The sequence below is a fragment of the Deltaproteobacteria bacterium genome, assembly GCA_016874775.1.
GTDB lineage: Bacteria > Desulfobacterota > Binatia > Bin18 > Bin18 > VGTJ01.
In genome coordinates this window covers 22,111-48,116 of sequence record VGTJ01000017.1, presented here as the reverse complement: position 1 = coordinate 48,116, position 26,006 = coordinate 22,111, and the positions used below count along the sequence as shown (strand labels likewise).

Sequence of the window (26,006 nt, the reverse complement as noted above, 5' to 3'; positions counted from 1 at the left end):
GTCGCCCGCGTTCATCCAGCTCTTCGACCAGACTTCGATACTTAGACCGAAGCCAGCACACAATGGTCTCGTCTCTCATCCCTGCTCTTGTGCAGAGGCTCTCCACTCCGGTCAATCACTATTGCGGTAAGTTGTTTCCTGCCACCGCCTTCGTCTCGTCAGTGAGGCGGACGAGGGTGGAGTCATTCAAAAGCGCATCGTGCAGAACGTCTACAACTCAGACATAGTGGTGTGTGACGTGAGCGCCAAGAATCCGAACGTGATGCTCGAGCTCGGTCTACGGCTGGCGTTTGATAAACCCACAGTCATCATCAAGGATGACAAGACCGATTACTCGTTTGACACGGGGATTATCGAGCACGTTGGATACCCGCGTGATCTGCGGTTCAGCAAGATCGTCGACTTTCAGCGCATCCTTGCCAGCAAGGTATTGGCAACCTACAAAGCAGCACAGCAGAATCCCAATCATTCTCCATTTCTAAAGAACTTTGGTGAGTTTCAGGTTGCTGCTCTTACCCAGACCGAGGTTACCCCCGATAAGATCATCATCAACATGTTAACCGAAATGCAGCGGGATATTGCCCTTTTAAAGCAGCGTGACGATAGATCCCTGCTGCACGGTCGCCCCACATCCGATGTCGATAAGGAACTCTTTCTAAAATCATCAACCTTCTTCGACCGTGTAAAGAAATTCGAGCCTGAGTCTTTATCTCAAGAACGAGAGCAGGAGCTCCGGCACATCCTAGGGAATATATACGCTGATCCCAAAAACGGGGAGGTACTAGAAAGGCTATTGAAAAAAGCGGAGAAGGGACAGCTTGAGGCCATTAGGGACCTAAAGTCGCTATTTCAGAAATGAACTGAACGTCATCACGGGGCGTTGTTCTGCATGATCTCTGCCTTCCGAACAACCGTCTCATTGAGGGAACGGGAAGGGACTTCCCCTTACTGGCAACGCTCTTAGCATCTGGAAACAACACCATCACAAAAAGTTATCATTTATCTCTGCTCCCCTTGCCTCCTCGCTAGTGAGGGGAAACCGCTGCCCCTCATTAGGGAGGAGGCTGCATCGGTGGCGATCATGACTGAACAGTGTTCAGTGCCCTCCCCTTACCGAGGGGAAAACAGCCCATTGAGGGGAAAGCGTTTCAGGAAGGGGAATCCATGCCCTCACTGAGGAGGAGGCTGGGCGCTTGAGGAAGATTGATCACAAAATGTGATTAGTCGCCAAGCTCAGAAATCTACCCTATAGCCTGGTGGACGCTATACCAGGCTACGGAAGAACGTCCCCAAACCTGGTGGACACCACACCAGGCGAGGGCCTCGCCGATCAGGTGAGAACGTATCCACAGTACCCGGACCAGCGTATTGATCACAAAATGTGATTGACTACTGTGAGGTGGAGGGGTGACTCGTCCGTAAGGGCACGGCCTTCCCCTCGATGACGGCCTTGCTCCCTCGCTTGTCAGCTTGACTGAACGCGGTTCAGTGCCTACCGTTCGTCCCTGGGGATGCTGCCCAGTAAGGGGCGGTGGTTGCCCCTCACTGAGGGACGTAGTGGACCAGCAATGCCCTGACTGAATGATGTTCAGCGTGATCCCTCCTCCCCCTCACACGCTCGTCAGTAAGGGGAAGGACACGGGATTTGCCCTCACGGGGACACTTCCTCAGAGAAGAACGCATGACCATCACAAAATGTTATTAATCTTCAACAAGAGACCAGAGCCTGCGCCAGTGAGGGGAAGACTCAGGAGAGTGTTATGACTTCGCTTGTTCCTGGCCCTTCTGCTTGCGATAGCTCTTCATGCGGCTTTCCCGGTAGGCTTCGGGGTTACGGTGGTAAGCAGCTTTCTTGGCGCAAGCTTTTGAACAGTACTCTTTGTTCCTTCGTCCCATAAATCGGGTGCCACACTGCACGCATGCTTTCTCTTCTAAGGTCACTTTTCGTGTCACTGTAAAGGTTTGGACTTGCACTTGTGTTTCCTTCTTCCTCATTACGTCCTCCTCATGGTCAGAATAGAAGTCGGAATTTTATATGTCAAGAACAATATCTATAGGACTTGACATAACGTAAGGAACGATATATAAATAAACCATACAGAAGATACAGGAGGAACTACTCATGATCGCACTACACGCATTGAAGAATGTCGAAGCGACACGGTTGGCGAAGGCAGCAACGGCCTTGATGGAAGGGAGTTACATCATCACGGTCTCACGCTGTACCGAGCACGCTGTCTCGGGTTGTGTGAGGGGAAAGGGAGCGGCGTACCAGGTGACGTTGACCGCTACCTCAGTGCATTGCGAATGCCCAGATAGTCGCTTTCATCATCGGCACTGCAAACACGTGGCAATGCTGGCGTTGACGATCGTCCGAGCGGTCCAGGCCGTTGAGGAGAAACGCTATCACCTTGGTGATGAGGTGGAACGTGACGGAATGAAGGGCAAAGTGATTGCCCTCAGTGGACACCTGGTCAGTGTTGCATGGAACAACGGCAGGATCGGACCAATTGAGCGGCATCTCGTAGCTGCGTAGGCGGAAAGGGCTTATCAGAGCGGTCACCCTGATAAGCCTTAGGGTGTTCCGTTGTTAGCATGTCGGAAACATCCTTCCCCCAGCACGCACAGATATGCAGCGCAACGAATCGCTTCATCACGAGGAACAACAGCATGAACACCACGGCAGACACGTCTCCTACGGTTTTTCGGACCCATCGGCTTGAAATCGTCGACAACAAGGGCCGAGTCAGGATCACGCTTGGCGCTGAAGAGGATGGGCCACATCTCACCTTTTATGACGAGCAAGGGCATATACAAATCAGTCTTGGGATGCACGTTGATCACCAGCCCACCCTTTTGCTCTTTGAGCATCGGGTTCCACGGATCGAACTCGGAATTAAAAAAGACGGAGATCCTACGCTCGCACTGTTCCATAACCGTAGTGTCACGTGGGGAGACTTTATCAAGGCGCGGTGGAACCAACGGGACGATCAAGCACGGGCGCGGTACCAGCGCAGGGCGCAAAAGAAGAAGGCGGCGTAAGCGTACCCTCCCATCCTCAACTACGAGAAGGAACACCCTCATGAAAAAAAAGCACGACGCAACACCCGACTCCTCAACTATTCGCCCATGTATCACGTGCAACCAACCGCGGCCCAAAGATCTGAAGCTTCCTGGGTACTTCAGCTTCGACCGCAGTCATCCGCCCAACGAACCACCGGATCTCACCGAGATCCTGGAACGCAACGGGGATACCGAAGCCTTGGTCTCATACATCAAGGCACTGTTCGAGGCAATGTTTTGTGTGTGGAAATGCGAGAGCGAACGTCCGGGCGACGTAGACTCCGAGAGTATCCGCGCTCTCACTGATCTGGGACGCCTGCTGTGTGAGGAAACGGAACGCTCGATTGACCGGGCAATGAAGGTTGGATTCTTTTGGCACGATCAATACCAACACCTTGCTAAGGAGGGACAGAAGACAAGTGTCAGAAAGGAGGCATGACCGCGATTGCAGCAAAGAAACACAAGCATGTCATCACATATGTCAATCAATATCACAGCCTGTAGCTGAACAACCAGCTACAGAAAGGAGGAACAACAATGCCGAAGTATAAACGCGGGTCAGGCAGCATCTACCTGAAACGAGGGTGGTGTTATATCAAGTACTACGTCGATGGCCAACCCGTCACTGAAGCCACAGGAACCAAGAACAAAGCAGAGGCGCGGCGAACCTGACAGCAGCGCTTAGGCCAAGTCGCTGAAGGGCGCTACCTTGGCCCGGCAGTGGAACGCATGACGGTCGATGGCCTGATTGCTGGGCTGCTCAACCACTACATCACGAACGGGAAACGTTCGCTGAAGTGGGTCAAGATCAAAGTGAACAAACATCTACTTCCCTACTTTGCCGGCAAACGAGCCCATGAGGTCTCGACTGCCGACATCCAAGCATTCACGAAGCAACGGCAGGAGGCAGGAGCAAGCAACGGCGAAATCAATCGGGAACTGGCGCTCCTCAAGCGCTCCTACAACCTTGCCCTTCAAGCAGACCTGATCACGAAGAAACCTTATATTCCCTTGCTTCAAGAACGGAATGTTCGGCATGGATTCTTCGAGCTTCGAGAGTTCGAGGCTGTCCTTGCTCATCTGCCTGAGGCGCTTCGCCCGCCCATGAGCTTTGCCTACTATACGGGCTGGCGGATCGCCAGCGAGATCCTCAAGCTTACCTGGAGCCAGGTCGATCTTGAAACCGGAACCGTCCGGTTAGAGGCCCACACCACCAAAAACGACGATGCCCGTCCGATCTACCTCCCTCAGCTATTAGTGGATCTCCTTGACCAGCAATGGCAGCAACACCTGAGCCATTACCCGACCTGCCCCCACGTGTTCCACCGCTCTGGCAAGCCGATCATTAGCTATGCGAAGGACTGGAAGAAGGCCGTGACGGATGCTGGCCTCGTCGGAAAGATTCCCCATGACTTCCGAAGGACTGCGGTGAGGAACCTTGTTCGTGCTGGGGTACCAGAGCGAGTAGCAATGACCATCACTGGTCATAAGACGCGCTCAGTCTTTGAACGCTACAACATCGTGAGCGACGGCGACCTGAAAGAAGCGGTTCGGAAGCTCGAAAACACGATAGCCAACTCAACAGCTACCACTTTAGCTACCCACCCCACTTCTCTCCCCACTAACCCACTGAATTGATGAAGGCGGCGACCGGATTCGAACCGGTGAATGGAGGTTTTGCAGACCTCTCCCTTAACCACTTGGGTACGCCGCCGAATGAGCGTGCACCTTAGCGTGTTCAGCTACAAAATTTCAACACCCCTCGGGCTTCAGGTTACAGGTGACAGGGTACAGGGGATAGGTTATAAGAATGACTCGCAAGCGACTTGTTGGTTCACAGTCGCTTTTCCTGTAACCCGTAACCTGTTCCCTGTAACCTACTATGATTGAACGTTACACTCGACCGGTAATGGGCCGTTTGTGGTCAGAAGAAAATCGACTGGCGAAGTGGCTGGAAGTCGAACTTTTGGCCTGTGAAGCCTTAGCCAGACGCGGCGACATTCCTCAAGATGCAGTCAAAAAACTACGCCAAGGTGCGCGTGTGAACGTCGCCCGGATGCAACAGATTGAAGCTGAGGTAAAGCACGACATTATCGCCTTTGTCTCCTCGGTCGCAGAAACAGTCGGAGAAGAGGGACGCTATCTGCACCTTGGCCTGACTTCTTCTGATGTCATCGATACCGGCTTTGCCGTGCAACTCTGCGAAGCAACGGATGTCCTGCTTAACGATCTCGCAGCGTTGGCCAAGGTGCTTAAAGCCTTGGCATCAGAACACAAAAACACACTGATGATCGGTCGCACACATGGTGTCCATGCTGAACCAATCACTTTCGGCCTCAAAGCTGCACATTGGTACGCCGAGATTTGCCGCAGTCAGGACCGATTGCAATTAGCGAAGAAAGAAATCGCGTTCGGCAAAACGTCGGGCGCGGTTGGTACGTTCGCTAATATCGACCCGGAAGTCGAAGCCTACGTCTGTTCGCGCCTGGGGTTACAACCTGAACCCGTTGCCACACAAGTTGTGCCGCGCGACCGCCATGCGGCCTATTTTTCAACGCTTGCCCTTATTGGTAGCTCGTTAGAGCGTATCGCCACTGAGGTCCGCCACCTTCAGCGCACGGAAGTCTTAGAAGTCGAAGAACCGTTCACTCCTGGACAAAAAGGCTCGTCGGCAATGCCTCATAAACGCAACCCGTGGCAATTAGAAAACGTCTGTGGCTGTGCACGATTATTACGTGGCTACGCACTCTCAGCACTAGAGAATGTTCCGTTGTGGCATGAGCGCGACATCAGTCACTCGTCAGTGGAACGGGTCATTGGCCCGGATGCGACGATTCTGCTCGATTTCATGCTCGCACGCTTGACTGGCATTCTCGACAAGTTGGTCATTCACCCAGAGCGTATGCGCAAGAACATGGAGTTACTCGGCGAGGCGATTTACTCGGAGCACTTGCTGCTCGCCTTGATTCGCAAAGGCATCTCACGCGAAGAAGCCTATCGCTGGGTGCAGCGCAATGCCATGCAAGTCTGGGAGAATAGCGCGTCATTCGCTGCAGAAGTTCGTCGCGATCCTGACATTACAAAACTCTTAACCTCGGCTGAAATCGATCAGTTGTTTGATGCCCGCCATGCCCTCAGACATACGGAAGTCATCATGCGCCGAGTTCTTACCGAACGATAACGCAACTATCATGCTGGCACGAGTCCACGTTACACCGAAAAAGGCCATTCTCGATCCGCAAGGCAAAGCGATTGCCCATTCCCTGCACGCGCTCAACTATAGTGAAGTGTCGGATGTGCGCATGGGGAAATACTTGGAAGTGCGCTTGCAAGGACTCTCACGCGCACAGGCAACAGAGCGCGTTGAGGAAATGTGTCGCCGTCTCTTAGCGAATCTGGTCATTGAAGATTTCCGCTTTGAACTAATTGAGGAGTAGTACGTAGTGAAATGGGGTGTCGTCACCTTTCCTGGCTCGCTTGATGACCGCGATGCACTGTACAGTCTTGAGGCCGTCCTTGGACAACAAGCAGTGAGTTTGTGGCATAAGGATCGCGATCTGCAAGGTGTTGAGGCAATCGTGTTACCCGGCGGGTTCTCGTACGGTGATTATCTTCGCTGTGGCGCCATCGCGCGGATGTCACCAATCATGCAAAGCGTGATCGACTTTGCTCACACTGGCGGTCCGGTATTAGGCATGTGTAATGGGTTTCAGATTCTGTGCGAGTCTGGCCTCTTGCCCGGAGCACTGGTTCGCAATCGTTCGCTTTCCTATATCTGCGAGTGGACACGGATTCGTGTGGAAACGACGCGCACACGCTTTACCGCAGGCTGCAAAGTCGGCGAAACGCTTCGCATCCCGATTAAGCACGGCGAAGGCTGTTACGTGGCTGACGACACAACGCTCAAAACATTGGAAGATAATGGGCAGGTTGTTTTCCGCTACGTCAATGCAGCAGGAGAAACAACCGATAGTGCCAACCCTAATGGCGCACTCCATAACATCGCTGGGGTGACAAACGCGAAAGGCAACGTTGTCGGCTTGATGCCTCATCCGGAGCACGCAGTAGAAGCGTTGCTTGGCGGTGAAGACGGACGCAAACTTTTTCTTTCAGTCCTCGCTCGCTAAACACTCTCATGCATAAGACACCAACGGTTACGCTCCAGCTCGCACTTGACCACGGGCTCTCGACAGACGAATACCAAGGCATTTTGGGCCATCTTGGTCGTACGCCGACATTTGAAGAGCTTGGCGTGTTCTCGGTCATGTGGTCAGAGCATTGCAGTTACAAAAGCTCGCGCAAGTTTCTCCGCCAGCTTCCCACCACTGGCCCTGAGATCCTCCAAGGCCCTGGCGAGAACGCTGGCATTGTCGATGTCGGCGATGGCCTCGCCGTCGTTTTCAAAATTGAGAGTCACAATCATCCGTCCTTTATCGAGCCGTATCACGGTGCAGCAACTGGAGTCGGCGGCATTCTGCGCGATGTGTTCACGATGGGTGCGCGCCCGATTGCGTCGCTGAACTCGCTACGCTTTGGCGCAGTCGATCATCCCCGCACCCCTTTCCTCATTAAAGGTGTCGTCGCTGGCATTGGTGGATATGGGAATTGCGTTGGCGTGCCAACCGTTGGGGGCGAAGTCTCCTTTGATGCTGGCTATAACGGCAACATTCTCGTCAATGCGTTTACGTTGGGTACAGTTCGCACGGATCGCATCTTTCGTGCGCGCGCCGCTGGCGTTGGCAATCCCGTTATCTATGTAGGTTCACGCACAGGTCGTGATGGTATCCACGGCGCAAGCCTTCTCGCGTCACGGGAGTTCGACGCAAAGTCAGAAGAGCTCCGCCCCGCAGTACAAGTAGGTGACCCATTTACCGAAAAGCTCTTGATCGAAGCCTGTCTTGAATTGATGCAAAAAGATCTCATCGTCGCGATTCAAGACATGGGCGCTGCAGGACTCACCAGTTCTTCAGTAGAAATGGCAGGTCGTGGCGGGATGGGGATCCTTCTCAATTTAGATCGCATTCCTACTCGCGAAGCCGACATCATCCCATACGAACTCCTTCTCTCTGAGTCGCAAGAGCGCATGTTGATCGTGGCCAAAGCTGGACATGAAGAGGCCGTAAAAGCGATTTTCACTCGCTGGGATCTCGAAGCTGAAGTCGTGGGACAAGTGACGGAGGACGGATTTTTTCGTACTCACTGGCACGGAGAAGAAGTCGTACGGATTCCAGTTTCTGCCCTGACTGACGACGCACCCGTCTACGAACGGCCAACTGCACCACCAGCGAACCTTGCCGCGCGTCAGCGACTCGACCTCGCCGCTCTTCCCTTACCATCAGATTGTGGTCAGGTGTTGTTACGCTTACTGGCATCACCCAATCTCGCCAGTAAAGAGTGGGTCTATCGGCAATATGATTCGTTTGTCTGCGGCAACACCGTTGTGCAGCCAGGGTCTGATGCAGCTATCATCCGCTTAAAAGGTACGGCAAAAGGGGTCGGTATCAGTGTCGACTGTAACAGCCGTTACTGTTTGTTAGATCCGTATCGAGGCGGGCAAATTGCCGTTGCTGAAGGCGCTCGTAATCTCGCTGTGAGTGGCGCTCGCCCGGTCGCACTTTCCGATTGTTTAAATTTTGGTAACCCGGAAAAACCCGAGGTGATGTGGCAGTTTCAACAAGCGATCGCTGGTATGCGCGACGCGTGTCTTGCGTTGGGTGTCGCTGTCGTTAGTGGTAACGTCAGTTTCTACAACGAGACTGAAGGCAGAGCGATTCCACCAACCCCAACCGTTGCAAGTGTCGGAATTCTCCAGGATGTCACACACCATGTCACACAATGGTTCAAGCAACCCGGCGACCTTATCGTCTTACTCGGAGAGACGCATAATGAGATAGGTGCAAGTGAATATCTCGCCACTATTCATGGCATGACCGCCGGGATACCTCCACAGTTAGACCTCGATCAAGAAAAACGGCTCCAGCATCTTTGTTTGCAGTTCGCACAAGAACAGCTGGTTGCTTCGGCCCATGATGTCGCAGAAGGAGGGCTCGCAGTTGCGTTAGCTGAAGCGTGCATCACTCGCCCGGAAGGACCTCTCGGAGCACGCGTCACCTTGTCAGAGACCCTACGCCCCGATGTCGCTCTGTTTGGGGAGAGCCAGTCGCGGGTGATTATCTCGCTCTCACGACACACACTCTCCCGAGTCGAACAACGGGCAAAGGCACAGCGGGTGCCGTACACTGTGTTAGGCGAGGTAGGCGGAACGGACCTGGTCATTACCAATTGCCTGCAGCTTCCAGTGCAAAATTTGCAACAAGAATGGCGAACGGCATTAGCACGACAACTGGAGAGCGGTCAGCCGTCAGCTGTCAGCAATCAGTAAAGAGGCAGTGCTGAAAGCTGCGAGCTGAACGCTGAAAGCCAAAAACAGGAGGTAGCGTGCCACACGAACACGGAGAGGACGAACAATTCGATCGCTTTCATGAAGAATGTGGTGTGGTCGGCGTGTATGGCCATCCCGAAGCGGCGAACCTCGCGTATCTGGCGTTGTATGCGTTGCAACACCGTGGACAAGAGTCTGCCGGTATTGCCTCCTCGAACAGCCAGACCCTACTCGTCCATCGTGGCATGGGGCTTGTCGCCGATATTTTTGACGAAAAGATCATTCGCCGTCTCGAAGGTACTAGTGCGATTGGCCATAATCGCTATTCCACCACTGGCACCACGGTGCTGAAAAATAGTCAGCCCCTGGTTGTGAAGTACACCCACGGTTCGCTCGCAATCGCGCACAACGGGAATTTGGTCAATGCAGAAGATTTACGCGCTCGACTGGAGGCGCGCGGGTCGATCTTTCAATCCGGAGTCGATACCGAAGTGATCCTTCACTTGATCGCCGCCTCACGGAGAGAACAGTTGGTCGACCGCATTGTTGAAGCGCTGTGGCAAGTGCGGGGAGCCTATTCGCTTGTCTTTCTCTCTGAAGACGAAATGGTCGCTGTTCGTGACCCGTACGGCTTTCGGCCACTCGTGCTTGGTCGCCTCCATGAAGGTGGCAGGGATACGTACGTCGTCACCTCGGAGACGTGTGCACTGGATCTCATCGGTGCGACCTATGAACGAGAAGTTGCTCCTGGAGAAGTGCTGTCGTTCGCTTCACATGGTATGACCTCGATCTCGCCTTTCCCGCACGAACCGTTATCGCGTTGTGTGTTTGAACACATCTATTTTTCACGCCCAGACAGTCTACTGTATGGGCGGAGTGTCTACGAGACGCGGAAAGAGTTCGGGCGTCAACTTGCACGGTCCGCAGGTATCCCCGCAGATCTTGTCATTCCTGTCCCTGACTCTGGAGTGCCAGCCGCACTCGGCTATGCAGAGGAAGCAAAGCTCCCTTTTGATATGGGCCTCATCCGTAATCATTACGTTGGCCGCACGTTCATTGAGCCGTTAGAGTCGATTCGCCACTTCGGCGTTAAAGTGAAGCTGAATGCCCAGCCTGAAGTACTCCGCGGCAAACGCGTCGTGGTGGTTGATGATTCGATTGTGCGCGGCACGACTAGCCGCAAAATCGTCTCGATGATCCGTAACGCTGGTGCCACAGAGGTTCATCTACGTATTAGCTCTCCACCAACAATTGGTCCCTGTTTTTACGGTGTCGATACACCAACTCGCCGCGAGCTGATCGCCTCATCACATAGTATCGAAGAGATCTGTCGTTATGTGACGGCGGATTCCCTGTCGTATCTGGATGAAGCAGCCATGTATGCTGCCTTGAAGGAAGATGGCAGTAGTTTTTGTGACGCCTGCTTCACTGGCCGGTATCCAGTCCCACTCGGCGAACGACCGCGCGGAAGGCAACTGCCGCTGTTTCAGGAATTGGAGCGGTAGCGAAAGATTTTACGCTTGTTCAAGCTGCACGATCGTATCATGCTGCCAGTGCACATCATCAGCCTGAGCATAATCTAAGGTTGAGTGTAGCCCACGGCTCTCCTGCCGCAGGCTTGCGCAACGGATAATCAATTCAGCCACCGTGGCGAGATTACGCAGTTCTAGGAGATCGCCAGTCACAATGAAGTTCCAGTAGTACTCGCGAATCTCTTCTTGAATGAGGGCAATACGATGTTGGGCACGGGCAAGGCGACGGTCACTACGAACGATGCCAACGTAGTTCCACATCAAACGACGGATCTCTTCCCAGGTGTGCGTCACCACCACCATCTCATCGCTGTTGACTGCTTCTCCGGGGTTCCACACAGGAAATGTTGGCGCGTTGCGACGATCGGCACGTAACAGTGTATCCGCGTGAAGAGAGACGCGATGCGCGAACACAACTGCTTCAAGGAGTGAATTCGACGCGAGCCGATTCGCCCCATGCAGTCCCGTCATTGCCACTTCGCCGGCCGCGTAGAGGCGACGGATGGAGGTTGCTCCATGCAGATCCGTCACTACCCCTCCACAAAGATAATGGGCCGCCGGAACTACGGGAATAGGCTCTTTGGTCAGGTCAATGCCAAACTCCAGACAACGTTGTGAAATTGCAGGAAACCGCTTGCGTAAGAAGTCAGCGTCACGATGGCTAATATCCAACAGGACATTCGTGAACCCGTGGGTTTTCATCTCCTGGTCGATTGCCCGTGCCACGATGTCCCGCGGTGCCAGTTCAGCGCTCGGATGATACTTCTTCATAAACGGAACGCCATCAGGTCGCCGCAGAAGTGCTCCCTCACCACGTAGCGCTTCAGAAATGAGAAACGACTTTGCTCTCGGATGAAACAGGCAGGTCGGATGAAACTGGAAGAATTCTAAGTTGCCAACCGGTACACCGGCACGGTATGCCATCGCCAAGCCATCACCAGTCGCAACATCTGGATTGCTCGTGTACAGATAGACTTTCCCAGCACCGCCACTGCACAGGACTGTGACCTTGGCAGTGAGCGTTTTCACCTCATTAGTATTGAGGTCGAGAACGTACGCTCCCCAGCACTCCTGTCCGCTCGGCCCCTCAGTCGTAAGGAGATCGATGCTGAGATGTTTCTCGCAGATGGTAATCTCAGGGTGTTGACGCACGGCAGCAATGAGTGCACGGATAATTTCTTGTCCGGTCGCATCAGCCGCATGCAGGATACGGCGATAGGAATGCCCACCTTCCAGGCCTAGATCGTACTCCGCCTCTTCTCCCCCAGGTTTGCGCGAGAAATTGGTTCCAAGAGCAATTAATTCTCGAATACGGTCAGGCCCTTCGGTTACTACTGCCTCAACAACATCACGGTGACACAATCCTGCTCCAGCAGTTAGCGTATCCTGGATGTGATCAGCAAACGAATCCTCTTCACTCCAGACCGAAGCGATTCCGCCTTGGGCATAGGCAGAATTACTTTCTGGTAACCGATCTTTCGTCACGATCGTGACTGATCCGCTTTTGACAGCTTTGAGGGCGAGACTGAGGCCAGCAATTCCGCTTCCGATAATGAGAAAATCACTTTGACTCATAGTTTCACTTCATGTGGGTGTTCATTGCTGGCACGTTCGAGGGGGGCGAGTCAAGGCGGTCGAGGGATTTGACCAGGTAGGAAAAAATCGTTTATCTTAGAGTTCTTATGTGTAAGCATATCGGGAAAGGGGTCGCAGGCCTGTGTGGCATGCTACTCGTCATGGGCTCTCCTCTCACAGGAGATGGTGTCGCTACCGCGGACATCCGTGTGTACCGTGGGAGCAACGGGGTATTGTATATCACCAACCAATCCTCTCGATCAGCGAGGATTTCTGCAACGAACAAATCGAGCTACAAGCGAAACGCAGACTCCCTCCGCAACGTACGAGCAAAAGGCCAAAGGAAAGAGCGAGATGGCCTGACTAGTAATGACGGCGCTTCTCCCTTCGGTGGACGTATCATCGACGTTCGCAAAGACCTGTCAGGTCGCTGGGAGGCAAAACGCTACGTCCATGATTCTCGGACGACTGCCCCGATTCATGTGTATCGGAATAAACAAGGGACCCTTCTCTTTACCAACGTACCGAATCAACCTGGCTATCGCCCATTTTTGTTCCTCCAGCCATATGTGAGTCGCATGACGAGCAAAGAGAGCGCAGACTTTGACCGACTGATTCGGGCAGCCTGTGCGCGTTATGGTGTAGAATTTGAGTTGGTAAAAGCAGTCATCAAAGCAGAGTCAGCCTTTAACCCGTGGGCAATTTCTCGTGCCGGAGCGCGTGGATTGATGCAGTTAATGCCCGAGACTGCTGCAGACCACGGAGTAGCGGATATCCATTCTCCACGTCAGAACATTGAGGGTGGGGTTCGTCACCTTCGCCTCCTCCTAGAGCGATATGACGGGAACGTCACCTTGGCACTAGCAGCATATAACGCGGGAGCCGGGGCGGTGAGCAAGTACAACGGCATTCCCCCTTATCAAGAAACACAACAGTACGTTCGTAAAGTATTGCGGTTCCGTGAAGCATACCGAGAACGTAGTACCCTCGTACGCCCACCGGCGTAACCGAGAGCGAATCGCTATTCCAGGGCTCCATTGGTGGCGACCCTGCCTAACCTGCTGAGTTTGTTGCGTATCGCGTTGATCCCGCCGCTCGTCTATTTTCTGACCGACCCAAGTCAGCAGTCCAGCCTTTTCGCTGCTATTACCTTTTTTGTCGCAAGCATCACCGACTACTTCGACGGCTACCTCGCTCGCCGCCAAGGGGTGATTACCAATCTCGGTAAGTTTCTTGACCCTCTTGCCGATAAACTCCTTGTTGCGGCGGCACTGATTATGTTGGCTGCCATTGATCGCACGCCTCGTGTTCCTGCAGCGTTGGTTGTTGTTCTCATTGCACGCGAGTTCGCGGTCACAGGGCTCCGTGCTATTGCGTCTGACGAAGGCATCGTCCTGGCAGCGGAAGAATTAGGAAAATACAAAATGATTTTCCAGATGTTTGCATTACATGGCTTACTCCTGCATTACCGCTATGGCTTCATCGACTTCTACGTCTTTGGCATGTACTTTTTGTGGATCGCATTAGTGCTCAGCCTTTGGTCTGGGATAGATTACCACCTCAAGGTCTTCCGCCAGGTACGAGCCAAACGTTCCCTCTCCTCCCCCTCCGATACTTCTCCTCCCGGTCAGGCAGAGGTACGCAGCTAGTCAGCGTTTGTTACCCTCAAAGGAGCATCCCATGCACGTTCTTGTTACTGGAGCGGCAGGTTTCATCGGCTTCCATGTCGCCCAACGCCTGCTTGCTCGCGGAGATTCCGTCGTAGGGCTAGACAACATTAACACCTACTACGACGTGCGTTTGAAACAGGACCGCCTCGCCCACCTCCAAGAGCATCCGCGGTTCCAATTCCAAGAACTCGACTTAGCTGATCGCACCGGCATGGAAGCGCTATTCGCTCACCATCACCCAGAGCGTGTCGTGCATCTCGCTGCGCAAGCTGGAGTGCGTTATTCGCTGACGAACCCTCATGCCTATGTCGAAAGCAATCTTGTCGGGTTTATGAACATCCTCGAAGGGTGTCGTCATCACAAAGTTCATCACCTCGTGTATGCCTCAAGCAGTTCCGTCTACGGCGCGAATACCAAGATGCCGTTTTCCGTGCATGACAACGTTGACCATCCGGTGTCCCTCTACGCGGCTTCAAAGAAAGCCAACGAATTAATGGCGCATACGTACAGCCATCTCTACCAGTTACCAACGACTGGTCTGCGCTTCTTTACCGTGTATGGTCCGTGGGGACGCCCCGATATGGCGCTCTTTATGTTCACCAAAGCAATTCTTGAGGGGAAACCGATCGAGGTCTTTAATGAAGGGAAAATGCGGCGCGACTTTACCTATATTGATGACATCGTTGAGGGAATCATTCGCGTGCTCGATACCATCCCCCAACCCAATCCAGCGTGGTCTGGCATGAAGCCTGATCCAGGTACGAGTAAGGCCCCCTATCGTATTTACAACATCGGCAATAACCAGCCAGTTGAATTACTGGAATTTATCAGCGTGTTAGAAAACTGCATTGGTCGCAAAGCAGACAAACGCTTGCTACCGATGCAACCAGGGGACGTCCCGGAAACTTTTGCGGATGTCGACGATCTCATGCGTGATGTGGGCTTCCGACCAGCCACACCAATCACTGTCGGTATTGCGCGCTTTGTTGAGTGGTATCGCAACTATTACAAAGTGTGACACCATCCGCGCTGACGAAAACATATAGACAGGGAAACGTTTTGTCGTTACGGTTGACGCATCCTCATTTGTCATGAGAGGAAGCGATGCGAACCATAGAAACGACCGCCGTCGTCACGTCAGACGGCAAACTGGCGATTACTTTGCCCTCGGACATCACGCCAGGAGAACATCGGGTGGTGGTGGTAATCGATACCAATGGCACGAGTCCCTCTCCGAAACGGCTCCCCAAACCTCCGTTAAGACTCGCCTCCTGGAAGTGGGAAGCCTGGCCTGAAGAGAGTACCTTCCGCCGTGAGGACATGTATGGGGACGACGGACGATGAACATGAATTTGTCTCCTCGTTAATCACTCGCAAACGAAATCCCATAGTACGTCTTGGCGCGGCCATCTTTCGTCACAAGATGGATGACCTTACTCGCCGCTTCGTTCCCTCTCGCAGGATGGAGGCTCATCGCCGCACCACTACGCGCTGCGTTCACGCCACTCTCATCCAACAGATATAAGTCGCGAGCAAATTCTGGGCGTGCATATTCCTTTGCTTGTCCTGGTAGTAACGTGAGGAGATTGTAAATTTCCACCAGCGGAACAATCGCGTCCGAGCTTTGCCGTTCTTTGTCTCGCGTCTTCACAGCTGTAGTGTAGGCATCATAGAGCGACTCTAAAAACGCCTCAGCCTTAAAGCGGACAGGTTTATTTTGCAGCTTGTGCAGGTGTTGCACGAGCACCGACGGTCGGATGCGCCGCTCACGCGTCTTATCGATGACCACAGAACGATCATTGGGTAGCACACGAATCAACGACGGATAGCAGTATAATCGTTCATCACGTTCATACATATGCACACCAGCATCGGCGGCCGTCGCCAGCACCTCAGCGACAAAAGAACCATCACTCATGTGGGTTTCTTCATCAAAATTCCAGCCAGTTTTGGCAGTGGCGAACTGCTGTTCAAGTTCGGAAATTGTTTGTCCCGCGGTTTCAAGGGTACGTCGTAATTCCCGTAGATTTCCCTCCTGTGCCGCAGAGCGGATTTTTTTCATCGCGCGTAGGGCAGCGGTCGCCGCTTTACACGCGGCCTCGGCGTCAGCTTCGGTTCGGTTGAGAGCTTTTTCCAGACTGTTTTCGTTGTTCGTTGCCATCTGTCCTTTTCGCCTTTTCGTCGTTGACTTTTTAGCGTGCGCGATTATCCGGTTGTCTCGGCCTGTTTGTCAATGCGCATGCAGCCCAGGGGCTTGAGGCTAGGGACTTGGGACTTGGGAGGAAGAAGGGCTATAGTCTCTCCGTTATCATTAGTACCGTATCTCGCAAGTTCATGAGCGGTGAAATCGTAGGGCACGTACCACGCGCCAGTCAGTTGGCGCGCTTCGCACGCCCTACAACTGCTCACGAAGTTATGAGACACGGTATTAGGTTAGGGGTGCACCGCATGAAAATTACTCGCGCGCTTGGCTTTTTCCTGTGGGTCGGTGTGGTGAATGCACACATGATCGACGAAAAGAAAGTCATCGACCTTACCTACTCTTTCGACGAGCACACCATCTACTGGCCGACAGCGAAGCCGTTTCACTTAGACATCGTCTCAGCCGCCAAGACTGCTGGTGGCTTCTGGTATGCCGCAAACAACGTGTGTCTGGCTGAGCATGGTGGCACGCATATGGATGCACCGATTCATTTCTCCGAAGGGAAACGTGCAGCAGATGAGGTACCGGTTCAGCAGCTGATCGGCCCTGCAGCCGTGATCGACGTCCACGAGCAGGTCAACAAAGACGCCGATTATCGCCTCACAGTTGATGACATCAGAGCGTGGGAGAAAAAATATGGTCGTTTGCCCAAAGGAGCGATCGTGTTGATGTTCAGTGGCTGGGGCGAGCGCTGGCCAGACAAGAAACGTGTCCTGGGCACTGATAAGCCTGGCGATACCGAGAACCTCCATTTCCCAGGCTTTTCACGTGAGGCGGCTGACTTTCTTGTCTCACAGCGAGAGATCGATGCCGTCGGCATCGATACCCCGAGCATCGACTACGGCCAATCTCAAGACTTTATCGTGCATCAGATTATCAACGGGGCGAATAAACCTGGCTTGGAAAATATCGCGAACCTGGAGAAACTCCCGGCGAAAGGGGCGACGTTGATTGCCCTGCCGATGAAGATTGCCAAAGGTTCGGGCGGACCGGCTCGCATCATTGCGATTCTGCCGTAACTTGAGAACCTTAATTTACTGCATCCCCTTGATCCGCTTGCGCAACTCCTCAATCTTCTGCCGGATCGCAAAAATTCGCTCTTCGAGGTCGTGGTGTTTTTCTCGTACATAGGACAGGCGGCGGTTGAGATCGGCAACGCGATCCGCGCCTAACTCGCTGTCGTGGCCCTGAATCTCTTCTTCCATCAGCTCGATCCCACGTCCCATCTTCAGCGCTTCAACCATCCAAAAGCGGTATTCGTCTTCAAGTTGCTTGAGTACTGATTCCATCTCCGTTTGCGGACTCATGTGACCTCCGGGTTTCTGCCCTTTCTTTACGAGTAGCAGATTCCCAGGAGCGAGGTCCAGCATCGGCGCTTGCGTGTTCTGCCTCACATGCTACGAGTTTGCCATGCCTCGTGATCAGCGTGTCACTGTCTATTTGATTCGTCACGGCGAAACCCAATGGAATCGAGAGGGTCGCTGTCAGGGCGTCACAGATATTCCTTTGACGGAAAAAGGGCAGCAACAAGCACACGCGATCGCGGCAGCATTGGCCGAAAAGCCATTGAGCCTTGTTCTGACCAGTCCCTTACAACGAAGCTACCACACGGCGACAACCATCGCCGCTCCGCATCGGCTTGCGGTCGAAACGCACGACGCCCTGCGTGAGTGGCATCAGGGCCAGTTAGAGGGACTGACGCGCGCCGAGCTGCTCGGGAGTCATCGATCGTATTTTCAACAGTGGGTACAAGACCCGGCAGACGTGGCACCACCTGGAGGAGAATCACTACAACTGCTGCAAACACGCGCCTGGGCAGTGATTGAGCAGTTGCGAGAAAGCAACCCCGGCGGTGCTGTTGCGGTGGTCAGTCATACCATGACTATTGCGGCGATTATTTGCGCTGCGCTGGGCCTTGGCCTTGCGCATATCCATCGACTGAAAATCGATCTTGCCTCTATCAGCGTGCTCACCTACACCCCGTTTGGGTTATTTTCGTCGTGGGTGTTATCATCACTCAATGACTGTCACCACTTGACAGTTCGTCCGCCCTACTAGTAAGAGCTGAAGAATCCGCCTCTTGCGTTTTTCTTCCTCTGAATACGTAGGAGTGTCATGAATCGATTGCTGGTTGGCTTCATTTTGGTCCTTATTGGTGTTGCTGCGGTATTCTCCCATACGGCTGGGCAACGATTGTATTATGTGAAGGGATCACAGTTTGTTTTCCCTCCCCACCTGAGAATGCAAAAGACTGGTGGGTGGGACCCGCAAGAATGTCAGCAACTCTTACGCGAAAGTCACCAGCTGACCAAAGGAGGAAAGTTGGTCCTTATCGTTCGCAAATGGGACCGGCTCAGCATGTGGCGAGATGACGATGATACGTACGAGACCCTCAGTATCGCAATTGACCATCCCGAATTTGACTCTCCCATCCAGATCGGAGGGCTCAACGTCCAGCTTCGTTACTCCGCAGGGAGAATACATGGCGTCGATCGTTGCGAAGGGATATTCAGTACCACTGGCAATGGCTATCTCGTCCTTTCGAAAGGACCGGCAGGACTCCTGACCGCAAAACTCGACGTCAACGTACAACCACAAGATGTGGGAACCTTCGCGGTGCGTGACACAATCGCAATCCGCACTTCCGTGACGTTCGAATCGGTGTCGCTTGAATTCGTCCAAGCTGGTCTGGGATGACCATCTCTTCCCTCTCTGGCGCATTTTCTGGTACAGTGCCGCCAGTTTACCCAAGGGAGGAGCGCTCATGAGTGGCATCAAGATCGGTATTGGCTTCGGTCTGTGGCGGTTAGGCATGCCGAGCCCGGCAACTATTGGCGATTACGCCGAACGAGCAGAAGCTGTCGGTATCGATTCCATCTGGCTCTCTGACCATATCGTCTCGCGGATTCCTGACCTCGATATCAACTGTGTCATGGCGATGTTTGCGGCACGGACGAAAAAAATCAAAATGGGGCCAAGTGTCTTGACGCTTCCCGCTCGCGATCCTGTACAGGTGGCGAAAACCTATGCCACCCTCGACTACATTACCGGCAGCTGTAATCGCGTGATTATGGCGGTCGGTCTTGGCAGTGATCCACGCGATAGTATCGCGTGTGGCATCAACCCGGACGAACGTGCCAAGCGTATGGAAGAAGGCGTGCAGGTCATGCGGAAATTGTGGGCTGGTCCGAATGTCACACATGAAGGAAGATTTTATAAGTTCAGCGACGTGACCATTGAACCACGTCCAGCCAAAGGGTCACTAGATGTGTGGATCGGTGGTAATTCAGACTTAGCGATCAAGCGAACTGCGCGGTATGGTGACGGTTGGTTTCCATCGTTTGTCACGCCACAGGATTTCCAGTCAGGCTTGGCTAAACTGATGGAGTATGGGCGGCAATACGGGCGCGAGATGAATCCGCGTGAAGCTGGCGTCCTGATCTTCACTCACATTAGCGACAACAAGGCCAGAGCCCAAGAGATCACCCAGCAGTTCTTCAAAGGCTTTGCGCTGCCGGCAGAATCAATGCCCGCGCGTTGTGCAATCGGTTCCGCGCAAGATTGCATCGACAAAATTCGCTCATATATCGATGCAGGGTGTAGCAAGTTCGTGCTGTGGCCGATCGTACCGCCAGAGGATCTAGTCTCACAGATTGAGACGTATGGGCGCGACCTAGTCCCACAATTCTCTTAGGAGAAAGCAAAAAGCAAAGGAGCCGTCCAGAGTCCAGGATCTAAAAATAAGACTACGTCAACCAATGTCTCGTCAAGATTTTTGACTCTGGACTTTCCGCAACTCATCATTCATCACGCATAACTAATTATGAATGTCTTAGACGCAATTCGTTCCCGCATAGCCATTCGCGACTTTCGGCCTGACCCGATCCCAGAGGCGAGTATCAAGAAAATCCTCGAAGCCGGACGGCAGGCACACTCGCAGCGAAATCGCCAACCGTGGCGGTTCGTGGTTGTTCAGAACCGTGACATCATCAAACAAATTGGCGCGCTCGCGTCATCAGGCCCCTACATTGCCAATGCACCACTGGCGATTGCCGTTGCCATTGAAGGAGCAAAAAATCCATACATCGATGCAACCCGTGCGGTTGAATGTTTAATGCTGGCAGCGTGGGCTGAAGGTATCGGCTCGTGTTGGGTTGGCGGCATCGACCGACCAAAAGTGAAAGAACTCTTGGGTATTCCCGAAGAGGCAGAACTTACCACCGTGATTCCTTTCGGCTATCCCACCGATGCAGAACAACAGCAAAAGAAAGTCAGAAAACGATTGAGCAAAGTCGCATTCCGCGAGAAATACGGAGAATCATTCTAATTTAAGGAGTTGGGATTTGGGAATTCAGGATTAGGGGTTAGGATTTGAAAACTAGCCCCTAGCTCCTAACCCCGAGCCTCTGTTTCTATGGAACGTATCGAGAGCAAAATTCGCACCAATACCCCAGAGTTTCAGGCCAATGTTGACCACATGAAGGGCCTGGTCTCTACACTAAAAGAAGAAATTGCCAAAGCCCGCCTCGGTGGGCCGGAAGAATTTCGCAAACGTCACAAAGAGAGAGGGAAACTGCTTGCGCATGAACGAATCGAAGCATTGATCGACCCTGATACGCCGTTTCTCGAACTTTCGCCACTTGCCGCGTACGGGATGTATGATGATCCACCATCGGCAGGTATCGTCACTGGCATCGGTGTTATTCATGGTCGCGAAGCCGTGATCATGACCAACGACGCCACGGTCAAAGGTGGCAGTTATTATCCTCTTACTGTAAAGAAACATCTCCGAGCCCAGGAAGTCGGGCAAGAGAATCACTTACCGTGTGTGTATCTCGTCGACTCTGGTGGTGCCAACCTCCCCTATCAAGCTGACATCTTTCCTGATCGCGAGCATTTCGGCCGTATCTTCTTTAATGAAGCCCGCATGTCGGCAATGGGCATCCCGCAAGTCGCCGTCGTGTTGGGATCGTGCACAGCAGGTGGCGCATACATCCCAGCGATGGCCGATGAGAGTATTATTGTCCGTGAGCGTGGCACCATCTTTTTGGCTGGTCCACCGCTGGTGAAAGCGGCAACCGGGGAAGAAGTGACCGCCGAGGAACTTGGGGGCGGTGATGTCCATACACGGCTGTCCGGCGTTTCAGACTACCTCGCCGATAGCGATGAGCATGCACTTGATATCGCACGGTCGATCTTCGCCAACCTACCGCTCGCGCGTAAATTTCCCCTTGACCGTGAAGAACCAGAAGATCCAGCGTACGATCCGGCAGAATTATATGGAGTCATACCGCGTGACACTCGGGTCCCATATGATGTCCACGAAGTCATTGCCAGAATCGTTGATGGCAGTCGGTTTCATGAGTTCAAAGCTCGCTACGGCCCGACGCTCGTCACTGGTTTCGCGAGAATTCATGGTTATCTTGTCGGCATTGTCGCGAATAACGGAGTGTTATTTTCTGAGTCTGCGCTGAAGGGGACGCACTTCATCGAACTCTGTAGTCAACGTAAGATCCCACTCATCTTCTTGCAGAACATCACCGGGTTTATGGTCGGAAAAAAGTACGAGCAAGGAGGCATCGCCAAAGATGGCGCGAAGATGGTCCATGCCGTCGCCAATGCCCAGGTGCCAAAGTTCACCGTTATCGTCGGTTCGTCAAACGGTGCGGGCAATTACGGCATGTGTGGTCGCGCCTATTCGCCACGGTTGTTATTTATGTGGCCCAATTCGCGCATCTCAGTCATGGGCGGAGAACAGGCGGCTGGTGTCTTACTCACGGTGAAACTGCAACAGTTAAAGGATCGAGGCCAAACGATGAGCGCTGAGGAACAGAAAGCGTTCATGGCTCCGACACTGGCGAAGTACGAAGAAGAAGGCAGCCCGTATTATTCAACATCACGACTCTGGGACGATGGAATTCTCGACCCACGTGAGACGCGCAATGTACTGGGCCTGAGCATTGCCATGTCGCTCAATGCACCAATTCCTGATCACAAGGTGGGTGTATTCCGCATGTAGTGCTCTAGGGTTCGCTCATAGAGTCAGCCATAAGAAAAAAATACTTGCGTGTGAGGAGAAATAGCGTCCATGAGGAACAAACGTGGGGAACAAGGAAGTGTCCGTAATAACAAAGGCGTCGCGCTCAGGAACGCCGCTGAGGCGCACGGCGGTCTCGTGGAAAGCGTTCGACGCATTCTTGAATATATTGGCGAAGACCCAGACCGCGAAGGGCTCGTCAAGACGCCAGACCGAGTCGCACGCGCCTATGCCTATCTCACCAAGGGTTATGACGAAGATCCGAAAGCTGTCATTAACCAGGCAATGTTTACCGAAGATTATCAGGAGATGGTCTTAGTGAAGGATATCGACTTCTTCTCGCTGTGCGAACACCATTTATTGCCGTTCTATGGTCGTGCGCACGTTGCGTATATTCCCAAGCGTCGCATTGTCGGCCTCAGTAAGGTTGCACGCCTGGTAGAAGTCTATTCGCGTCGCTTGCAAGTCCAAGAACGCTTAACCACCCAACTCGCCACCACCGTCATGGAAGAACTCGACCCCCGCGGCGTGGGTGTCATCGTTCGAGCAGAGCATTTATGCATGCGCATGCGTGGAGTCGAGAAACAGAATTCGGTCGTCACCACGAGTGCGATGCTTGGCGTGTTTCGTAGCAATCAAGCGACACGGGAAGAATTCATTACGTTGGTCAACGGCGCTCACCGCTGAGGAATGTACGCTTGGGCAAACAGCCCAGTCGCGTGATCAAGCGCCAACAGCGCCACTTGATAGGCATAGGTTTGATCAATCAATTGCGTGCGCACTTGTGTCAATGTGTTCAGCGCAGTGTTGACATCAAGGCTGGTCGCCAACCCGACACCGTATTGCTTCGATGTAATACGGTGGTTTTCCTGCGCAAGCGAGACTTCTTTTTTCAAGGTTTCCAGCGTCGCTTCAAGCGTCTCGACATTGAGGAGCGCCTGCCGAACGTCAATGCCAACATTCTTTTTGAGTTGCGCCAGTTGCAGTTCGGCTTGCGCAACATTTTCTTGCTGTTCTTGAAGATCTAACTCCCTGACCCCGCCATCATACAACGGCACCTGAAAGTTGAGCGTCAGCACCCAAAATTTGTCCCGATTGGCAAATGTCGGTGTATCAAGGCGTGGATAGTTCCACTGTGTATTAATGCTGGGGAAATAACGTGCAAGCACTTGGTTTTTACGCTCTCGGGCGATTTCCACGGCAGATTCCTGAGCACGAATGTCTTGGCGCCGAGAGAACGCATCTTCGAGTAACTGATCATAGCGCTCTCCACGAGAAGTCGGCGGGGTAGGTTCAACCACGCGAACAAATCCAGGTACCCCAACAACACGTACGAGAGTCGCGCGTGTCAACTGCAACGTATTCTGGTTCGCAATGACCGTACGTTCAGCGCGAGCCACTTCGACCTCCGCACGTAAGACATCGGTTTTTGTCACTTCCCCGACACGAAAGCGAGCTTGCGCTTGCTTCAGTTCTTCTTTCGTCAACCGTAACGTATCTCCAGCGACCCGCACCTGTTCTCGCGAGCGCAGGACATCGTAATATGCCCGTGCCACGCCGAAGAGCACTTCACGAATAGTGAGTCCATAGCGTTGGACCGATTGTTTGACCGCCTCTTTTCCCAGTCGCAGGGTTGGCAAAAATGACGGCTGAAAGATCGGCTGCGTCACCACAAAGTTGCCTTGCCAGCTTTCCAGCGGACGAATGACGGACGTCGTACCACCAAACGGACTCGGCGTTGATCCGCCCCCACCAGTGTTGTCTCCTTGTCGTACAAAGGCGATTTCCTCTTTATTGCGAGTGAACACCCCATCAATCGCCGCTCGTGGAGAGAGGAGCGTCATAGCTCGCCAGGGAAGCAGTTGCGCTTTCGTCAGTTCATGCTCGGCAATTTTTACTTGCTCTTCGTTGCCAAGGGCGAGGCGATAGGCTTCCTCTAGGCTCAAAACCTGATCGCCACTTTCCTCGCTCTCAGCCAAAGCTGACTCACTTCCTTGAGCGGGGGGGTTCACACCGGGGTCAGCTGCGAGAGCGGAAGGAGGTTCACCGATTCCCGACTGTAGCAGGAGAACGACTGTGGCTACCCGCAGAGGCGGTAGAATACGCATGCGAACGATAGATGACAGCCAGCGAGACTCACACTTCCATAGCAATTGTCCCAACGGGGGACACATCTCAGGCATACATGCCCTCCTCAAGAATGACTCAGGCTAAAGAACAAGACGAGAGAAGTGAGAGAAGATCGGTAAGCCGGATTCTGTTTCCCTTCGTAACAAGAAGAGATAACGGTCATTCCTCTAGGCCCGTCGTTGCCGATGGGCTCAAGCGACCGAACCCGGAGGGGAAAGCGGGGCGGCTTTTACCTGTGGACAGGTTCCCTCCTGTTTGGTCTTGCTCCAGATGGGGTTTACCGAGCATTCTTTGTCTCCAAAGAATCTGGTGAGCACTTACCTCACCTTTTCACCCTTACTTGAATGCCAAGTGAACCTGGCGCTCAAGCGGTCTCTTTTCTGTGGCACTTTCCCCGCCTCGCGACGCGCTGCCATTAACAGCCATCCTGCCCCGTGGAGTCCGGACTTTCCTCGTATGTATAGGTACGCGACCGTTTAATCTTCTCTCACTCCTTCAGTTTAGACGTTTGGCTCTCCTTCTGGGGTTGGGCGCCAGTGAAGGATACGCCCGCAATGCGGACAGTGAAAAATCGTATTCGCGTTGACTTGCACACTACTGCGAATCTGATTGCTCATATGGGGAGGAATTCGCATGTAGCAACCTTGGCACGTGTCGGAGCGAATCTCGACGACGACAACTCCACCACGCTTGGCAAAAATCCGCTCGTAGCGCGCGCACAGATCAGCATCAATTTCTCGGGTGAACTTCTCTCGCTCGTTTCGTTCCTGTTGTGCCTCCTGTTCGAGACTGGCAATGTGGGTCTCAACTCGGCTAGACTCTTCCACCATCTTTTGTTTGAGTTCTTCAATCTGACTCTGCGTCTGCGTCAAGCGAGCTTTCTCTTGTTCAATCTGTTCCAGTAATTGAATTCCCTGCTCCTCGATTTTTTCATTCGCCTCTTTCATCAATTCGATTTCGCGTCGCACTGCCATCAGTTCGCGCTCATTACGAATGCGATTTTGTCGTACGCGTTTCTCTTTGATTTTCCCCTCTTCTTCTTTGAGTTGGGACTCAGCTTCCCGATGACGGGATTCGAGTTCATTGAGGCGGAGCTGTTGAGTGGCAGCCTCTTGTTCTTTCGTTTCGACTGCACCGGCAATGGAAGTAATCTGCTGTCGGAGCTCTTGAAGCGTGGTTTCTTTCTGGCGTAAACGTTGGTCGATTTCTTGTAGAGCTGCTAACAGCTCGATCGGTGTGGGCAACGAAGCCTCCTTTCGTCCTTTGGATTCACATCACGGGCGACGAGGCACCCCTCTCACAAATGGGCCCACCAGGACTCGAACCTGGGACCAGCCGGTTATGAGCCGGCAGCTCTAACCATCTGAGCTATGGGCCCAATTACTATTACCAAGCCGGTGTTCATATCATAGCC

27 protein-coding genes, 2 tRNA genes and 1 other RNA gene are annotated in these 26,006 nt (G+C 53.2%); 21 read left to right on the top strand and 9 right to left on the bottom strand.

Annotated features, from left to right (window positions below):
• The first annotated feature begins 238 nt into the window (after positions 1-238).
• Entirely contained in the window at positions 239-859 is a 621-nt protein-coding gene (locus FJ147_04885) for a hypothetical protein (protein MBM4255214.1), read from the top strand.
• 899 nt (positions 860-1,758) lie between these two features.
• On the opposite strand, the gene FJ147_04880 is transcribed toward FJ147_04885, so the two are convergent.
• The gene (locus FJ147_04880; protein MBM4255213.1) at positions 1,759-1,995 is read right to left on the bottom strand and encodes a hypothetical protein; all 237 of its coding nucleotides are present in this window, start codon (positions 1,993-1,995) and stop codon (positions 1,759-1,761) included.
• Between the two features lie 127 nt (positions 1,996-2,122).
• On the opposite strand from FJ147_04880, the gene FJ147_04875 reads away from it, so the two are divergent.
• The 4 genes from FJ147_04875 (at position 2,123) to FJ147_04860 (ending at position 4,701) form a co-directional block, all read left to right on the top strand.
• Complete coding sequence (locus tag FJ147_04875) at positions 2,123-2,536, top strand: hypothetical protein (GenBank protein MBM4255212.1); 414 nt, start codon at positions 2,123-2,125, stop codon at positions 2,534-2,536.
• 134 nt (positions 2,537-2,670) lie between these two features.
• Positions 2,671-3,042: a hypothetical protein gene (locus FJ147_04870; GenBank protein ID MBM4255211.1), complete on the top strand. Its 372-nt coding sequence runs from the start codon at positions 2,671-2,673 to the stop codon at positions 3,040-3,042.
• Between the two features lie 40 nt (positions 3,043-3,082).
• Positions 3,083-3,502 carry a hypothetical protein gene (locus FJ147_04865; protein ID MBM4255210.1) on the top strand — a complete coding sequence of 140 codons (420 nt, stop codon included), beginning with the start codon at positions 3,083-3,085 and terminating at the stop codon, positions 3,500-3,502.
• Positions 3,503-3,792: 290 nt separating this feature from the next.
• Entirely contained in the window at positions 3,793-4,701 is a 909-nt protein-coding gene (locus FJ147_04860) for a site-specific integrase (protein ID MBM4255209.1), read from the top strand.
• Here the strand turns inward: FJ147_04860 and FJ147_04855 are convergent.
• Positions 4,702-4,777 (bottom strand) — tRNA-Cys (locus tag FJ147_04855).
• 168 nt (positions 4,778-4,945) lie between these two features.
• Here FJ147_04855 and FJ147_04850 point away from each other — a divergent pair.
• The 5 genes from FJ147_04850 to FJ147_04830 are packed head-to-tail and all read left to right on the top strand — an operon-like array spanning position 4,946 to position 10,950.
• On the top strand, positions 4,946-6,244 hold the full coding sequence (locus tag FJ147_04850) for an adenylosuccinate lyase (protein ID MBM4255208.1): 1,299 nt from the start codon (positions 4,946-4,948) through the stop codon (positions 6,242-6,244).
• A 10-nt stretch (positions 6,245-6,254) separates the two neighbouring features.
• On the top strand, positions 6,255-6,500 hold the full coding sequence (purS, locus tag FJ147_04845; protein ID MBM4255207.1) for a phosphoribosylformylglycinamidine synthase subunit PurS: 246 nt from the start codon (positions 6,255-6,257) through the stop codon (positions 6,498-6,500).
• A 6-nt stretch (positions 6,501-6,506) separates the two neighbouring features.
• Positions 6,507-7,190: a phosphoribosylformylglycinamidine synthase subunit PurQ gene (gene purQ, locus FJ147_04840; GenBank protein MBM4255206.1), complete on the top strand. Its 684-nt coding sequence runs from the start codon at positions 6,507-6,509 to the stop codon at positions 7,188-7,190.
• A gap of 8 nt (positions 7,191-7,198) precedes the next feature.
• Complete coding sequence (gene purL, locus FJ147_04835; GenBank protein ID MBM4255205.1) at positions 7,199-9,445, top strand: phosphoribosylformylglycinamidine synthase subunit PurL; 2,247 nt, start codon at positions 7,199-7,201, stop codon at positions 9,443-9,445.
• 56 nt (positions 9,446-9,501) lie between these two features.
• Positions 9,502-10,950 (top strand): amidophosphoribosyltransferase, encoded by a 1,449-nt coding sequence (locus FJ147_04830; GenBank protein ID MBM4255204.1) that lies wholly within the window; start codon positions 9,502-9,504, stop codon positions 10,948-10,950.
• Positions 10,951-10,959: 9 nt separating this feature from the next.
• Here the strand turns inward: FJ147_04830 and nadB are convergent, their stop codons facing one another.
• Positions 10,960-12,552, bottom strand: a complete 1,593-nt coding sequence (gene nadB / locus FJ147_04825) for an L-aspartate oxidase (GenBank protein MBM4255203.1) — start codon at positions 12,550-12,552, stop codon at positions 10,960-10,962.
• Positions 12,553-12,659: 107 nt separating this feature from the next.
• Between nadB and FJ147_04820 the strand changes: the two genes are divergently transcribed.
• From FJ147_04820 to FJ147_04805, 4 genes are all read left to right on the top strand, one after another.
• Positions 12,660-13,559 (top strand): lytic transglycosylase domain-containing protein, encoded by a 900-nt coding sequence (locus FJ147_04820; protein MBM4255202.1) that lies wholly within the window; start codon positions 12,660-12,662, stop codon positions 13,557-13,559.
• A 30-nt stretch (positions 13,560-13,589) separates the two neighbouring features.
• Entirely contained in the window at positions 13,590-14,201 is a 612-nt protein-coding gene (pgsA, locus tag FJ147_04815) for a CDP-diacylglycerol--glycerol-3-phosphate 3-phosphatidyltransferase (GenBank protein ID MBM4255201.1), read from the top strand.
• Positions 14,202-14,232: 31 nt separating this feature from the next.
• Positions 14,233-15,240 (top strand): NAD-dependent epimerase, encoded by a 1,008-nt coding sequence (locus FJ147_04810; GenBank protein ID MBM4255200.1) that lies wholly within the window; start codon positions 14,233-14,235, stop codon positions 15,238-15,240.
• 86 nt (positions 15,241-15,326) lie between these two features.
• Positions 15,327-15,566, top strand: a complete 240-nt coding sequence (locus tag FJ147_04805; GenBank protein MBM4255199.1) for a hypothetical protein — start codon at positions 15,327-15,329, stop codon at positions 15,564-15,566.
• 19 nt (positions 15,567-15,585) lie between these two features.
• Here FJ147_04805 and FJ147_04800 read toward each other — a convergent pair whose 3' ends face one another.
• Positions 15,586-16,383, bottom strand: a complete 798-nt coding sequence (locus tag FJ147_04800; protein MBM4255198.1) for a hypothetical protein — start codon at positions 16,381-16,383, stop codon at positions 15,586-15,588.
• Between the two features lie 287 nt (positions 16,384-16,670).
• Between FJ147_04800 and FJ147_04795 the strand changes: the two genes are divergently transcribed.
• Positions 16,671-17,444: a cyclase family protein gene (locus tag FJ147_04795; protein ID MBM4255197.1), complete on the top strand. Its 774-nt coding sequence runs from the start codon at positions 16,671-16,673 to the stop codon at positions 17,442-17,444.
• A 15-nt stretch (positions 17,445-17,459) separates the two neighbouring features.
• Here FJ147_04795 and FJ147_04790 read toward each other — a convergent pair whose 3' ends face one another.
• On the bottom strand, positions 17,460-17,732 hold the full coding sequence (locus FJ147_04790; GenBank protein ID MBM4255196.1) for a hypothetical protein: 273 nt from the start codon (positions 17,730-17,732) through the stop codon (positions 17,460-17,462).
• Between the two features lie 103 nt (positions 17,733-17,835).
• Here FJ147_04790 and FJ147_04785 point away from each other — a divergent pair, with 103 nt between their 5' ends.
• The 6 genes from FJ147_04785 (at position 17,836) to folE (ending at position 23,149) form a co-directional block, all read left to right on the top strand.
• On the top strand, positions 17,836-18,483 hold the full coding sequence (locus FJ147_04785) for a histidine phosphatase family protein (GenBank protein ID MBM4255195.1): 648 nt from the start codon (positions 17,836-17,838) through the stop codon (positions 18,481-18,483).
• A 57-nt stretch (positions 18,484-18,540) separates the two neighbouring features.
• A complete protein-coding gene (locus FJ147_04780; GenBank protein MBM4255194.1) occupies positions 18,541-19,122 on the top strand; it encodes a hypothetical protein in 582 nt (193 codons plus the stop codon).
• A 67-nt stretch (positions 19,123-19,189) separates the two neighbouring features.
• A complete protein-coding gene (locus FJ147_04775; protein ID MBM4255193.1) occupies positions 19,190-20,119 on the top strand; it encodes an LLM class flavin-dependent oxidoreductase in 930 nt (309 codons plus the stop codon).
• A 129-nt stretch (positions 20,120-20,248) separates the two neighbouring features.
• On the top strand, positions 20,249-20,752 hold the full coding sequence (locus FJ147_04770; GenBank protein MBM4255192.1) for a nitroreductase: 504 nt from the start codon (positions 20,249-20,251) through the stop codon (positions 20,750-20,752).
• Between the two features lie 87 nt (positions 20,753-20,839).
• Positions 20,840-22,444 (top strand): methylcrotonoyl-CoA carboxylase, encoded by a 1,605-nt coding sequence (locus FJ147_04765; GenBank protein ID MBM4255191.1) that lies wholly within the window; start codon positions 20,840-20,842, stop codon positions 22,442-22,444.
• A gap of 69 nt (positions 22,445-22,513) precedes the next feature.
• Positions 22,514-23,149 (top strand): GTP cyclohydrolase I FolE, encoded by a 636-nt coding sequence (folE, locus tag FJ147_04760; protein ID MBM4255190.1) that lies wholly within the window; start codon positions 22,514-22,516, stop codon positions 23,147-23,149.
• On the opposite strand, the gene FJ147_04755 is transcribed toward folE, so the two are convergent.
• From FJ147_04755 to FJ147_04740, 4 genes are all read right to left on the bottom strand, one after another.
• On the bottom strand, positions 23,140-24,645 hold the full coding sequence (locus FJ147_04755; protein ID MBM4255189.1) for a TolC family protein: 1,506 nt from the start codon (positions 24,643-24,645) through the stop codon (positions 23,140-23,142). The genes folE and FJ147_04755 overlap by 10 nt on opposite strands.
• A gap of 47 nt (positions 24,646-24,692) precedes the next feature.
• Positions 24,693-25,080: RNase P RNA component class A (gene rnpB / locus FJ147_04750), an RNA gene on the bottom strand.
• Positions 25,081-25,092: 12 nt separating this feature from the next.
• Positions 25,093-25,836, bottom strand: a complete 744-nt coding sequence (locus tag FJ147_04745) for a hypothetical protein (GenBank protein MBM4255188.1) — start codon at positions 25,834-25,836, stop codon at positions 25,093-25,095.
• 60 nt (positions 25,837-25,896) lie between these two features.
• Positions 25,897-25,970 (bottom strand) — tRNA-Met (locus FJ147_04740).
• Positions 25,971-26,006: the final 36 nt, after the last annotated feature.

Excerpts from the sequence above, each read along its gene's own strand:
- FJ147_04790 (MBM4255196.1), bottom strand. The coding sequence starts at position 17,732 with ATGAGTCCGCAAACGGAGATGGAATCAGTACTCAAGCAACTTGAAGAC.
- FJ147_04770 (MBM4255192.1), top strand. The coding sequence starts at position 20,249 with ATGAATGTCTTAGACGCAATTCGTTCCCGCATAGCCATTCGCGACTTT.
- FJ147_04880 (MBM4255213.1), bottom strand. The coding sequence starts at position 1,995 with ATGAGGAAGAAGGAAACACAAGTGCAAGTCCAAACCTTTACAGTGACA.
- FJ147_04865 (MBM4255210.1), top strand. The coding sequence starts at position 3,083 with ATGAAAAAAAAGCACGACGCAACACCCGACTCCTCAACTATTCGCCCA.
- purS (MBM4255207.1), top strand. The coding sequence starts at position 6,255 with ATGCTGGCACGAGTCCACGTTACACCGAAAAAGGCCATTCTCGATCCG.
- nadB (MBM4255203.1), bottom strand. The coding sequence starts at position 12,552 with ATGAGTCAAAGTGATTTTCTCATTATCGGAAGCGGAATTGCTGGCCTC.
- FJ147_04775 (MBM4255193.1), top strand. The coding sequence starts at position 19,190 with ATGAGTGGCATCAAGATCGGTATTGGCTTCGGTCTGTGGCGGTTAGGC.
- purL (MBM4255205.1), top strand. The coding sequence starts at position 7,199 with ATGCATAAGACACCAACGGTTACGCTCCAGCTCGCACTTGACCACGGG.
- FJ147_04765 (MBM4255191.1), top strand. The coding sequence starts at position 20,840 with ATGGAACGTATCGAGAGCAAAATTCGCACCAATACCCCAGAGTTTCAG.
- FJ147_04850 (MBM4255208.1), top strand. The coding sequence starts at position 4,946 with ATGATTGAACGTTACACTCGACCGGTAATGGGCCGTTTGTGGTCAGAA.
- FJ147_04755 (MBM4255189.1), bottom strand. The coding sequence starts at position 24,645 with ATGCCTGAGATGTGTCCCCCGTTGGGACAATTGCTATGGAAGTGTGAG.
- FJ147_04800 (MBM4255198.1), bottom strand. The coding sequence starts at position 16,383 with ATGGCAACGAACAACGAAAACAGTCTGGAAAAAGCTCTCAACCGAACC.
- FJ147_04780 (MBM4255194.1), top strand. The coding sequence starts at position 18,541 with ATGAATCGATTGCTGGTTGGCTTCATTTTGGTCCTTATTGGTGTTGCT.
- FJ147_04820 (MBM4255202.1), top strand. The coding sequence starts at position 12,660 with ATGTGTAAGCATATCGGGAAAGGGGTCGCAGGCCTGTGTGGCATGCTA.
- folE (MBM4255190.1), top strand. The coding sequence starts at position 22,514 with ATGAGGAACAAACGTGGGGAACAAGGAAGTGTCCGTAATAACAAAGGC.
- FJ147_04870 (MBM4255211.1), top strand. The coding sequence starts at position 2,671 with ATGAACACCACGGCAGACACGTCTCCTACGGTTTTTCGGACCCATCGG.
- FJ147_04795 (MBM4255197.1), top strand. The coding sequence starts at position 16,671 with ATGAAAATTACTCGCGCGCTTGGCTTTTTCCTGTGGGTCGGTGTGGTG.
- FJ147_04810 (MBM4255200.1), top strand. The coding sequence starts at position 14,233 with ATGCACGTTCTTGTTACTGGAGCGGCAGGTTTCATCGGCTTCCATGTC.
- FJ147_04805 (MBM4255199.1), top strand. The coding sequence starts at position 15,327 with ATGCGAACCATAGAAACGACCGCCGTCGTCACGTCAGACGGCAAACTG.
- FJ147_04785 (MBM4255195.1), top strand. The coding sequence starts at position 17,836 with ATGCCTCGTGATCAGCGTGTCACTGTCTATTTGATTCGTCACGGCGAA.
- FJ147_04860 (MBM4255209.1), top strand. The coding sequence starts at position 3,793 with ATGACGGTCGATGGCCTGATTGCTGGGCTGCTCAACCACTACATCACG.
- FJ147_04875 (MBM4255212.1), top strand. The coding sequence starts at position 2,123 with ATGATCGCACTACACGCATTGAAGAATGTCGAAGCGACACGGTTGGCG.